This window comes from Sorangium sp. So ce367 (assembly GCF_051520455.1).
Lineage (GTDB): Bacteria > Myxococcota_A > Polyangia > Polyangiales > Polyangiaceae > Sorangium > Sorangium cellulosum_B.
The window spans coordinates 580,085-592,194 of sequence record NZ_CP150334.1 but is presented as its reverse complement, the minus strand read 5'-3'; the positions used below and the strand labels follow the sequence as shown (position 1 = coordinate 592,194).

Here is a 12,110-nt window from a genome sequence, read left to right as displayed (position 1 = left end):
CCCGAGCGCGGCTCGGCGCGCCGCCGGCGCACGGCTGCCGCGCGTCCACCGACAGCGCCGGCGCACGGCTGCCGCGCGTCCCCCCGCAGCGCCGGCGCGCCGCTGCCGCGAGGTGATCGCCCGGTGGATCCAGGCTAAGAAGCGACACCGTGCCGCTCGCCTCCGACCGCGCCTCGCTCGCCGCGTTCCCCATCGACTGGGGCGGGCTCGCCCCGCTCCGCCTCAAGTCGCGCGCCGTCGCCGAGGGCGTCTACGCCGGCATGCACCGGAGCGTCCGCAAGGGCGCGGGCGTCGAGTTCGGCGGCCAGCGGCCCTACGTGCCCGGCGACGATCTCCGCTTCTTCGATCGCCGCGCCCTGCTCCGCCACGATCGCCTCATGGTGCGCGAGTTCGAGACCGAGACCGATCGCGCCCTGTGGCTGTGCGTCGACGCGACCGCCTCGATGTCGTACCGCGGCCGGCGCGCGCCCGGCGCCAAGCTGGCCTACGCGGCGCTCATCGCCGCGGCCATGGCCCGCGTCGCGCTCGCCACCGGCGACCCGGTGGGGCTCGCCTGGCTCGGCGGCGCCGGCACCCACGGCCTGCCCGCGATGGCGGGGCGCGAGGCGTTCGAGCGGATCGTCGGCGCCCTCGAGGCCACCTCCGCCGCCCAGGACTGGAGCGGTGACGCCGGCGCCGTCGAGCGCGCGCTCGCGCCCATCGCGAAGAAGGCCCGCCGCGGCGCCGTCGTCCTGCTCATCTCAGATCTCATCGATCTCGCTCATGAATCCGGCGCGGCCCCGTCGGGCGTCGATCGCGCGCTCTCGGCGTTCACGTCGCTGAGCACCGGCGGCCGCACGCTGATCGCCCTCCAGGTCCTCGATCCCAGCGAGGCGACGCTCGACTTCGAGGGCAACGTGCGCCTGCGCGCCCTGGAGGGCGGCGCGGTCGTGGAGGCCGACGCGGGCGCGGTCCGCGCGCAGTACCAGGCGCGCCTCGCCGCCCTGGCCGAGGCCTGGTCGCGGGCGCTCGCGTCGCGCGGCGGCCGCCTGCTCCGCGCGACGAGCGCCGATCCTCCGACCGACGTCGTCCGCTCGCTCGTGCAGGCGATCGCCGAGGTGCGCCGATGAGCTTCGTCACGCTCGGCGCGCTGCTGGTCGCGCTGCTCGTCGGCGCGCCCGTCGCCGCGCACCTCCTGCGCCGTCGCCGCGCCGAGGAGCGGCCGTTCCCGCCGGCGCGCCTGGTCCCGCCCACGCCGCCGACGGCGCGGCGACGGAGCCTCCTCGAGGACCGCGCCCTCTTCGCCACCCGGGCAGTCTCGGTGATCGCGCTCGCGGTGCTCGGCGCCACGCCGCTCCTGCGCTGCTCGCACCTGTCGCTCAGCCGCAGGGCCGGCGCGTCGGTCGCGCTCGCCATCGTCGTCGACGACTCGCTCAGCATGCGGGCGCGCCCGGACGGCGCCGAGGGCGCCGCGCGCGACGGGCGGTCGAGCGATTCGCCCTCGCGGTTCGAGCGCGCGCTCACGGCCGCGCGCGAGCTCGCCGGCGGCCTCGCTCCCGGCGACGCCGCGGCGCTCGTCCTCGCGGGCGCCCCGGCCCGCGTCGCCCTCGCGTCGACAACCAACCTCGCCGCCGTCGGCGAGGCGCTCGACGCGGTGGCGCCGTCGGACCGCGCCACCGACATCGACGGCGCCCTCGCGCTCGCCCGCGATCTGCTCCGTGGGCTGCCTCAGAGCGACAAGCGCATCGTGCTCCTCAGCGACCTCGCGGACGGCACGCCCGGCGCCCCGCCCATCTCGGGCACCCCCGACATCGCCACGTGGGTGCCGCTCCAGGAGCTCGAGGCGACGGGCGAGGACTGCGGGATCGTCCGCGCCGATCGATCCGGCCAGAAGGCGCGCGTCCGCGTCGTCTGCACCGCCGGGTCGACCGCGGCGCGCGGGCCCGACATCGTCGTCGCGCAGCGAGACGGCGGCGCGGACGCGCCGCCCGCCGCGGGCTCCGCCGCCACAGGCGCCTCGGCGACGGGCGCCTCCGCCGCGGCGGGGCGATCCCTCGAGGTGCGCGCCGGCGACGCCGTGCTCGGCAAGGTCGCGCTCGATCCGGCCCTGCGCGCCGAGGAGCTCTCGATCGACCTCCCGGCCGGGACGCCCGAGATCCTGATCGCCGCGCTCACCGGCGGCGACGCGATCGTCGAGGACGACCGCGCCCCGATCATCTCCGCCGGCGGCCCGCTCTCGATCGCGGTCGTGGTCGACCCCGCGACCACGCACGTCGAGACGGGCGGCCCGCCGCCGCTCGAGCAGGCCCTCTCGGCGCTCGACCTGGACGCGCAGATCAGACCGCTGCCCTCGGTCCCGGAGCACGCGGACGAGCTGGCCGCGCACGCGGGGCTCATCGTCGACGACGCGCCCGGCTTCACGCCGGAGGTGCGCCGCTCGCTCGCCGCGTGGGTCGAGCGCGGCGGCGTCGCGCTGCTGACGCTCGGCCAGCGCGCGGCCGCGGCGCCGCTCGGCGCCGGGTTCGAGCCGCTGGTCCCGGGGGTCGTCCGCTGGTCGGCCTCCCCGGTGCCCGGCGTGGATCCGGCGACGGCGGGCTGGCTCGGCCCGTCCGCGCCCGGCCTCACCGACGTCGCCCCGCGCGGCCGGGCGACGCTGGGCGCGGAGGCCTCGGAGGGCGCCGAGGTGCTCGCCCGGTGGGCGGACGGCGCCCCGTTCCTCGTGCGCCGCCCGCTCGGGCGCGGCGTGGTGCTGTTCATGACGCTGCCGCTCAGCACGGAGGAGAGCGACGTCGCGCTGCGGCCGGCGTTCCTGTCGTTGCTCGACGGCTTCGTCGGCGCCGCGCGCGCCCGCGGCGGCGCGCGGCGCCTCGCCGCGGGCGAGCTGTGGACGTTCGACGGCTACCACGACGTCAAGGTCGAGCGCGTGCGGGTCGACCGCGACGGGGCCTCGCAGGGCTCGCGGTCGCGCGAGGCGCTCCCCGTCGCCGAGGTCGAGCGGCGCCTGCGCGTCTCTCCGCCGCTCGCCGGCCTCTACGAGCTCACCCTGGACGGCGAGCGCTCGACGCGCGTCGTGTCGGTCCCGGAGCGCGAGATCGACCTCCGCCCCAGGCGCGTCGCCGAGAGCGCCCGCGCGGCGGAGCTGGGCGGCATGGCCGCATCCATCGACGGGTCGCCCTACGTCGCGCTCCTGCTGCTCCTGTTGCTCGCGGTCGAGCTCTTGCTGCGCTCCATCGGAGGGCGGCAGGAGCCGGCGGAAGGCCAGGCGAGCTGAGTCTGGTCCCCTCCGGCGCGCTTGCCCGCGCGGGACGCGCGCCTGCCGGCGCGGAGCAGCCGGCGTCGAGTCGAGTCGAGTCAACCGACCGCACCGCACCGCACCGCACCGCGCCGCCGCGCTCAGTGCGTCTGCCAGTGCGGGGGGATCTCGTCCGCCGGCGCGAACTCGGGCTTGGCCGGCGCGGCGGGCACGGTCGCGGCCCGGCGAGGCCCGTTCGGCTTGAAGCTGTGCTCTGCCGCGGGGAACGTGCGCGACTGCACCTCGTCCACGTAGGCGCGCGTCGCCTCCACGATCTGATCGCCGACCTCGGCGAAGCGCTTCGCGAACTTCGGCGTCAGCTCGCGGAACATCCCGAGCAGGTCGTAACAGACGAGCACCTGCCCGTCGCAGCCGGCCCCGGCGCCGATGCCGATCGTCGGGACGGAGACCGCGGCCGTCACCTCCTGCGCGAGGTCCGGCGGGATGGCCTCGAGCACGATCGCGTAGGCGCCCGCCTCGTCGAGGACGCGCGCGTCGGCGATGAGGCGCTCGGCCGCCTCGTCGCCCTTGCCCTGCACCTTGAACCCGCCCATCGCGTGCACCGACTGCGGCGTGAGCCCGAGGTGACCCATCACCGGGATGCCCGCGGCGACGATCCGGCGCACGTGCTCGGCGATCTCCTCGCCCCCCTCGAGCTTGATGCTCTCGAAGCTGCCCTCCTTCATCATGCGCCCGGCGTTCTCGAGCGCGTGCATCGGAGAGAGCTGGAAGCTCATGAACGGCATGTCGCCCACGACGTGGGCCCGCCGCGCGCCGCGCGCCACCGCGCGCCCGTGGTAACAGATCTCCTCGACCGTCACGGGGAGCGTCGTCGTGTGCCCCTGCACGACCATCCCCAGCGAGTCGCCGACGAGCAGCAGATCGGCGCCGCCCTCGTCGAGCAGCCGCGCCATCGTGAAGTCGTAGGCCGTCACCATCGCGATCGGCGAGGCCCCTTTGCGCGAGCGGATCTCGGGGACCGTGACCTTCGTCGAGCGCTGCGCTGGCCTGCGTGCGCTGCCGCCACCGTTGCCTTGCGGACCGTACATGTGCCTCCGGGTCGCGGCCGCACTCGCGGTCCACGCCTCGGGACAAGCTAGGGCGGCGCCCGCTGCGGGGCAAGACGCGGCGCGCGGCGGTCGCGGGGCGGCAAGCCGCAATCTTCAGCGTTCTCGCCAGGTTGCCGACCGGTCGCCGGCCGGCAAGGGCGTGCGGCCAGGACGCCGCGCGGCGGCGCGATCACAGCAGCGGCCGGATCAACCGTGGCGCGGGCCGGCGCCGCGGACGGGGTGTGCTGCCCCCGTCGTTCGCGAGCCGCCCGGAGGCGCGGGCCTCGGGTTGGTCAGCGCGGTCAGGACGTGATCACGCCACGCGCCGTCGATGAACAGGTAATCGCGCGCGTACCCCTCGACGACGAAGCCGAGGCGCCGGAGCAGCCGGCCGCTGCGCTCGTTGTGCGGCAGGTAGTTCGCCATCACCCGGTGGAAGCCGAGCGTGTCGAACATGTACGCGATCGCCGCCTCGATCGCCTCGAACATCAGGCCCGAGCCCACGGCGCGCTGGTCGAGCGAGTAGCCGAGGGTCGCGGCCTGGAAGGCGCCGCGGACGAACTGCGTGAAGTTGCAGACCCCGATCACCTCGCCGCCGGGGGCGCCGCGCCACTGCAGCGCGAGCCGGAGCGCGCGATCCGCGGCGAAGTCCTCGAGGTCGCGGAGGAGGCGCTCGCGCCAGAACGCCTCGGTGTAGAAGCCCTCGGGGCGCGGCGGATCCCACCGCGCCAGGTGATCGCGGTTGCGCTCGAAATAGGCGAGGTAGCGGCCAGCGAGCTCGACGGGAGGGATGAAGAGGCGCAGCCGCGGGGTCTCGATGCAGACGGGGCTCTTCAAGGGGCCTCCAGCGCCACGCGCCTAGGACAAGGTCCCTTCGTCGAGGCGGCGCATCCCTTCGAGGAGCAGCGCCTCGGGTGACGCGGTGATGCTGCGGGTGCTGGGCGAGAAGCTCGGGTCGAGGCGGAAGTCGCCCTCCGTGAGCGAGAGCATCCGGTAGAACGCGTCCTCGCCCTGCGCGCCGGCCCAGAGCGCATGGACGACCTGCCCGTCGGCGAAGTGGATCTCGCCGGCCATGGAGTTCGCCTGGATCTTGAGCGCGCACGTCTTCCGGCCGTGCCAGAGGATCTGGATCATGTCCGGCAGGCCCATCTCGGCGAGCGAGCCGGACACGCCGCGGGGGACGGCGGTCGTGGAGCGCCGCTCGATGAGCTGGCGGAGCTTGGCGGCCATGACGTCGGTCGACGCCGGCTTGGAGACGAAGTCGTCGACGCCGAGATCGAAGGCGCGCTGGGCGGTCTGCCGGTCCGTCTTCGCGGTGAGGATGACCCACGTCTTGTCGCGGCCGAAGCCGAGCTTCAGCGCGTCGGAGCGGAGCGCGAGGCCGGCGTCGGGCTCCTCGAGATCGATCTCGCTGACGACGACCTCGATGTCCTTCGTCTCGAGCTCGCGGCGCGCCTGCGCCACGTTGCGCGCGATCGAGACCTCGAAGCCCTGCTCGAGCAGGCGCAGCTCGAGCACCGTCGTCTCCTCGGGATCCGGGTCGACGATGAGCGCCTGGTGCCGATCGGAGAGCAGCTTCGCGCGCATGTCGTCCCCCGTCATGACCTGGCGGAAGAGATCGACGATGTTCGGATCGAAGATGGTGGCGCGGTACTGGGCGAGCACGTCGCACGCCTCCGGCGGGCGGAGCGCCTTGCGGTACGGGTTGCGCGGGTTCTGCGTGAGATCGGCGTAGGTGTCCGCGACCGCGAGGATGCGCGCGCCGAGCGGGATCTCCTTGCCGGACAGGCCGTCGGGGAAGCCGCTGCCGTCGTAGCGCTCGTACATCATGCTGATCGCCGAGACGACCTCCTGCGGCAGCCCCACCGACTCCATGAGGTGCGCCGGGAGATCGACGCTCTTCGTCGCGGCGAGCCGGTGCCCCTCGTACTCGGCGACGTTGAGCGCGGTGAGGTGGTACGGGCCGTTCTTGCCGAGGTCGTGCAGGTAGGCCGAGGCCACGTAGCTCGCGACCGTCGTCGGCGGCAGGCCGATGCGCTCGCAGAGCTTGCGCACGATGCGGGCGACCGTGGAGGAGTGGCCCCGGAGGTCCTGCCGCGCGTTCTCGAGCAGGCTCACGAGGACGTTGAGCGTCTCGACGTACGCGTGGGTCGTCGTCGGGTGCGGCGGCGGCGGGGGCGGCGCCGCGGCGACCGGCGCCGAGATCGGCGCGGGAGCGACGTGCTGCTGGGGGGGCGGCGATGGGGGCACCGGCGTGGGCGGCGGCCCGGCCGGGGCCACGCGGGGCGGCGCGGAGGGCGCCCGCATCACCGCGGGCACCTGCGGCGCCGTGACGAGCGCCGCGGGCACCGGCGCCGCCTGCGTGGGCGCCGCGTGCGCCGGCTGCCCGTGCATCGCCTGCGGGTGCATCGGCGCCGCCTGCGTGGGCGCCGCGTGCGCCGGCAGGCCGTGCATCGTCTGCCCGTGCATCGTCTGCCCGTGCGCCGGCTGCGGGACCGCCGCCGGCACGTGCGTCATCGACGCGCGCTCGTGCGTGATCGATGCGCGCTCGTGCGTCATCGACGCGCGCTCGAAGGGGTTATTGCTGTTGGTGTAGAGGATCTCGTCGAACGAGTTGACCGGGCGCAGCAGCGAGTTGAACGCGGTCGTGTCGCCCCGGTAGTGGTACGCGATGGCCGCGCGGACCGCGGCCGGCCTGGCGACGATGGCGCGTACGTCCCGCACGCCCGCGGCGAGCCGGATCTCGTGCAGCGCGACGTCGTTGTCGGGATCCGCCGTCGCGACCGAGAGCGTCGTGTTCCGATCGTCGAGCAGCACCGGGAAGACACCGTGCAACGTCGCGGTGATCGCCGAGACCTTGGCGAGCACGCGGGGCTCGATGATCGCCTTCGAGAGCTTCTCGGTCGAGACGAAGCGGGTGTTGTGGACGGTCGCGATGAACTTCAGGAGCTCGGCCTCGTTGACGATGTCGAGCTCGATGATGGCGTCCTCGATACGGCCGCGCGTACGCATCGCGTACTCCACCGCACGACGGTGATCGTCCGGGGTGATGCGCCCCTCGAGGACGAGGCGATCGGCAATCCGCTGGTTCAATCCTTGAACGGAAGCCATCGAAACCCTGATTCTACCCAGAAATTGGAGGTGGCGCGCCCAAGAACCCTCGCGGAACGGGAGCACGCGGGGAGAGCTGGCCAGCCGCTCGCGGCGTATGCAGCCATGGGGTGCGCTCGAGGAATGAGAGCAGAGCTCGGCGCGGCGCGCGAGCCCCGTGAGCGTTCCAGCCGACGCCGGTTGGCTGGCGAGGCCCGCTCGACCCGATACGCTGCGACGTGGAAGTGAAGACTGGCTCCGGGTAGGCGCGCGCGCCACGTCCGGCGCGACGCCGATGAGCCTGGGGCGAAGGGCAAAACGCCTCCCGAGCCGCTGCGGGCGTGCTTCGGGAGATGGGCGGCGCGCCCGGGGTCGGGGTTGGATCCCGCCCTGGGCGCGCCGGCAAGGCCGCTACTCCTCGTTCACGGCCGTGAGCGTCTCCTCGGGACGCGGCCGGGGGGCGACGTACGGCGCTTGCGCCACCGGCTCGCCCTCGACCACGACCTGGAGGCGCTTGTAGGCGGGCAGCCCCGTCCCGGCCGGGATCAGGCGGCCCATGATGACGTTCTCCTTGAGACCGCGGAGATCGTCCGTCTTGCCGTTGATCGCGGCCTCGGTGAGCACCTTGGTCGTCTCCTGGAACGACGAGGCGCTGATGAACGACTCGGTCGACAGGCTGGCCTTGGTGATGCCGAGGAGGAGCGCCTCGGCGATGGCGGGCTTGCCGCCGCGCTCGAGCACGGTCTCGTTCTCCTTCTCGAAGATGTGCTTCTCGACCTGCTCGTCCACCAGGAAGTTCGTGTCGCCGACCTCGCGCACGCGGACACGCCGGAGCATCTGCCGGACGATGACCTCGATGTGCTTGTCGTTGATGCCGACGCCCTGGAGCCGGTAGACCTGCTGGATCTCGTTCACGAGCCAGGCCGACAGCTCCTTCTCGCCCTTCACCCGGAGGATGTCGTGCGGGTTCGGCGGGCCGTCCTGGAGGGGGTCGCCCGCGCGCACCCGGTCACCCGGCTGCACCTGGATGTGCTTGCCCTTCGGGATCAGGTACTCGCGCGCCTGATCGCCGAGCGCGTGCCCGTCCGGCGAGTACGGCGTGATGATGACCTTCCGCTTGCCCTTCGTGTCCTTGCCGAACGTGACCTCGCCGTCGATCTCGCTGATGATCGCGTGATCCTTCGGCTTTCGGGCCTCGAACAGCTCGGCGACGCGGGGCAGACCGCCGGTGATGTCCTGCACCTTCGTCGTGTCGCGCGGGATCTTGGCGATGACCTCGCCGGCCTCGATGAGATCCCCCTCCTGCGCGACGATGTGGGCGCCGACAGGGAGCAGGTAGCGCGCCTCGAGCTCGCTGTTCGGGAGCTTCAGCGTCTTGCCCGACTCCGGGTCCTTCAGCGAGATGCGCGGGCGGACGTCGGCCGCCTTCGACTCGATGACGACCTTTCGCGACAGGCCCGTCACCTCGTCGAGGCGATCCTGCACGCTGACGCCCTCGATGAGGTCGCCGAACTTCACAACGCCGGAGACCTCGGTGAGGATCGGCGTCGCGAACTGGTCCCACTCGGCGAGCAGCTCGCCGGGCTTGGTGCGCTCGCCGTCGGCCTTCTTGAGGATGGCGCCGTAGACGAGGCGGTTGTGCTCGCGCTCGCGCCCCGTCTCGTCGACGACCACGATCTCGCCGTGGCGGTTCATGACCACCATGGTGCCGTCCTTCTTCTTCTGGACGACCGCGCGGCGGAGGCGGACGGTGCCCTCGGTGCGGGCCTCGAGGTAGCTCGCCTCGATCTTGCCGCGCGCCGCGGTGCCGCCGATGTGGAAGGTGCGCATCGTGAGCTGCGTGCCCGGCTCGCCGATCGACTGGGCGGCGATGATGCCCACCGCCTCGCCGATGTTGACCCGGTAGCCGCGCGCGAGGTCGCGCCCGTAGCACAGCGCGCAGACCCCGCGGCGGAGCTGGCACGTGAGCACCGAGCGGATGACGACCTCCTCGATGCCGGCGTCCTCGATGGACCGCACCGCCTGCTCGTCGAGCTCGGTGTTCGCCGTGATGAGCACCTCGCCGGTGAGCGGGTCGACGACGTCCTCCAGCGCGACGCGGCCGAGGATGCGGTCGCCGAGCGGCTGGATGACCTCGCCGGCCTCCTCGAGCTTCGCCACGCGGATGCCGTCGAGCGTGCCGCAGTCGAACTCGGAGATGACCGCGTCCTGCGCCACGTCGACGAGCCGCCGGGTGAGGTACCCCGAGTTCGCCGTCTTGAGCGCCGTGTCGGCGAGCCCCTTCCGGGCGCCGTGCGTCGAGATGAAGTACTGGAGCACGCTGAGACCCTCGCGGAAGTTCGCGGTGATCGGCGTCTCGATGATCTCGCCGGACGGCTTGGCCATCAGGCCGCGCATCGCGGCCAGCTGCCGGATCTGCTGCGTGGAGCCGCGCGCGCCGGAGTCGGCCATGATGTAGATCGGGTTGAAGCTCGGCTCGATCGACTCCTTGCCCGTCTCGTGGTCGACGATCGTCTCCTTGCCGATGCCGGCCATCATCTCGGTCGTGACCTGGTCGGCGATGCTCGCCCAGATATCGACGATTTTGTTGTACCGCTCGCCGTCGGTGATGAGCCCCTCCTGGTACTGCTCGACGACGCGCTCGACCTCCTTCTGCGCCTCGCCGAGGAGGACCTTCTTGGCCGCCGGGATCACCATGTGATCCATGCAGATCGAGATACCCGCCCGCATCGCGTGGTCGAAGCCGAGCGTGCGGAGCCGGTCCGCGAGGAGGACGGTCTCCTTGTTGCGGTGGATGCGGTAGCAGACGTCGATGAGCGCCGAGAGCGCCTTCTTGTCGAGGGTCTTGTTCGCGTACTCGAACGCGACCCCCTTCGGGAGGACCTCGGAGATGATGACGCGGCCCACCGTGGTCTCGACGATGCGGCGCTTCACGTGGCCGAACTCGTCGAGCTGCGGGTTGCCGTCGTCGTCGATGATCGGCACGCGGACGCGGACGCCGGCGTGCAGCGCGACCTCGCCGTTGTCGTACGCCATCCGCACCTCCTCGAGGGAGGCGTAGACGCCCCGCAGGTAGCCCTGCGCCACGCCGTCCTCGCCGAAGGCGAGGGTGTCCGCGCGGTACGACCCCTTCTCGAACTTCCGCTCGCGGGTCGCGTAGTAGAGCCCGAGAACGATGTCCTGGGTCGGGTTGATGATCGGCTTGCCGCTCGCGGGCGAGAGGATGTTGTTCGTGCTCATCATGAGCACGCGCGCCTCCATCTGCGCCTCGACCGACAGCGGCACGTGGACCGCCATCTGGTCGCCGTCGAAGTCGGCGTTGAACGCCGCGCAGACCAGCGGGTGCAGCTGGATCGCCTTGCCCTCGATGAGGACGGGCTCGAACGCCTGGATGCCGAGGCGGTGGAGCGTCGGGGCGCGGTTCAGGAGCACCGGGTGCTCGCTGATGACCTCCTCGAGGATGTCCCAGACCTCCGGGCGCTCCTTCTCCACCATCTTCTTGGCGCTCTTGATGGTGTTGACGTAGCCGCGCTCTTCCAGCTTGTTGTAGATGAACGGCTTGAAGAGCTCGAGCGCCATCTTCTTGGGCAGGCCGCACTGGTGCAGGCGCAGCGTCGGGCCCACGACGATGACGGAGCGGCCCGAGTAGTCGACGCGCTTGCCGAGCAGGTTCTGGCGGAACCGGCCCTGCTTGCCCTTCAGCATGTCGGAGAGCGACTTGAGCGGGCGCTTGTTCGGGCCGGTGATCGTCTTGCCGCGGCGGCCGTTGTCGAACAGCGCGTCGACCGCCTCCTGCAGCATCCGGCGCTCGTTCCGGATGATGATCTCCGGCGCGTTCAGCTCGAGGAGCCGCTTCAGGCGGTTGTTGCGGTTGATGACGCGGCGGTAGAGGTCGTTGAGATCGCTGGTCGCGAAGCGGCCGCCGTCCAGGGGGACGAGCGGGCGCAGATCCGGCGGGAGCACCGGGATCACGGTCAGCATCATCCACTCGGGCCGGTTGCCGCTCTCGCGGAACGCCTCGACGACCTTGAGCCGCTTCGCGAGCTTCTTCCGCTTGGCCTCGCTGGTCGCGGCGCGCATCTCCGTCCTGAGCAGCTCCGCCAGGCCGTGGACGTCGACCTGCTTGAGCATCTCGAGGATCGCCTCGCCGCCCATCCCGGCGCTGAACTTGTCGTCACCGTACTCGTCGAGGAGCTGCAGATACCGCTCCTCGCTCAGGAGATCGCCCCGCATGAGGCCAGTCTCCTTGGGATCGATGACGATGTACGCCTCGCAATAGAGCACCTTCTCCAGGTCCTTGAGCGTGATGTCGAGCATGTTTCCGATGCGCGACGGCAGGCTCTTCAGGAACCAGATGTGGGCGACCGGCGTGGCCAGCGAGATGTGCCCGAGCCGCTCGCGCCGGACCTTCGACTGGATGACCTCGACGCCGCACTTCTCGCACACGATGCCACGGTGCTTCATGCGCTTGTACTTGCCGCAGTTGCACTCGTAGTCCTTCACGGGCCCGAAGATCTTGGCGCAGAACAGACCATCGCGCTCCGGCTTGAACGTCCGGTAGTTGATGGTCTCCGGCTTCTTCACCTCGCCGTGCGACCACTCGCGGATCTTCTCCGGGCTCGCGAGCGAGATGCGGATGGCGCTGAACGACAGCGGGTCCTTGGGCTTCTCGAAGAAGCTGAAGATGTCACGCATGGAGA

Annotated in this window: 6 protein-coding genes; 2 read left to right on the top strand and 4 right to left on the bottom strand. The window is 72.1% G+C overall.

Translation table 11 applies throughout. The features are described 5' to 3' along the window. Nucleotides 1-149: 149 nt before the first annotated feature. On the top strand, nucleotides 150-1,109 hold the full coding sequence (locus WME97_RS02250) for a DUF58 domain-containing protein (RefSeq protein ID WP_437549116.1): 960 nt from the start codon (nucleotides 150-152) through the stop codon (nucleotides 1,107-1,109). Then, nucleotides 1,106-3,250 carry a VWA domain-containing protein gene (locus WME97_RS02245; RefSeq protein WP_437549115.1) on the top strand — a complete coding sequence of 715 codons (2,145 nt, stop codon included), beginning with the start codon at nucleotides 1,106-1,108 and terminating at the stop codon, nucleotides 3,248-3,250. The genes WME97_RS02250 and WME97_RS02245 overlap by 4 nt, the downstream gene beginning before the upstream one ends. A 122-nt stretch (nucleotides 3,251-3,372) precedes the next feature. On the opposite strand, the gene panB is transcribed toward WME97_RS02245, so the two are convergent. From panB to rpoC, 4 genes are all read right to left on the bottom strand, one after another. Then, nucleotides 3,373-4,320: a 3-methyl-2-oxobutanoate hydroxymethyltransferase gene (gene panB / locus WME97_RS02240; protein WP_437549113.1), complete on the bottom strand. Its 948-nt coding sequence runs from the start codon at nucleotides 4,318-4,320 to the stop codon at nucleotides 3,373-3,375. A gap of 207 nt (nucleotides 4,321-4,527) precedes the next feature. Next, nucleotides 4,528-5,157 (bottom strand): GNAT family N-acetyltransferase, encoded by a 630-nt coding sequence (locus WME97_RS02235; RefSeq protein WP_437549111.1) that lies wholly within the window; start codon nucleotides 5,155-5,157, stop codon nucleotides 4,528-4,530. Between the two features lie 21 nt (nucleotides 5,158-5,178). Continuing rightward, the gene (locus WME97_RS02230; RefSeq protein WP_437549109.1) at nucleotides 5,179-7,431 is read right to left on the bottom strand and encodes an HD domain-containing phosphohydrolase; all 2,253 of its coding nucleotides are present in this window, start codon (nucleotides 7,429-7,431) and stop codon (nucleotides 5,179-5,181) included. Nucleotides 7,432-7,821: 390 nt separating this feature from the next. After that, complete coding sequence (gene rpoC / locus WME97_RS02225; RefSeq protein WP_437549108.1) at nucleotides 7,822-12,105, bottom strand: DNA-directed RNA polymerase subunit beta'; 4,284 nt, start codon at nucleotides 12,103-12,105, stop codon at nucleotides 7,822-7,824. Nucleotides 12,106-12,110 lie beyond the last annotated feature (5 nt).

Coding starts and splice junctions, on each gene's coding strand:
- WME97_RS02245 (WP_437549115.1), top strand. CDS start 1,106: ATGAGCTTCGTCACGCTCGGCGCGCTGCTGGTCGCGCTGCTCGTCGGC.
- panB (WP_437549113.1), bottom strand. CDS start 4,320: ATGTACGGTCCGCAAGGCAACGGTGGCGGCAGCGCACGCAGGCCAGCG.
- WME97_RS02230 (WP_437549109.1), bottom strand. CDS start 7,431: ATGGCTTCCGTTCAAGGATTGAACCAGCGGATTGCCGATCGCCTCGTC.
- rpoC (WP_437549108.1), bottom strand. CDS start 12,105: ATGCGTGACATCTTCAGCTTCTTCGAGAAGCCCAAGGACCCGCTGTCG.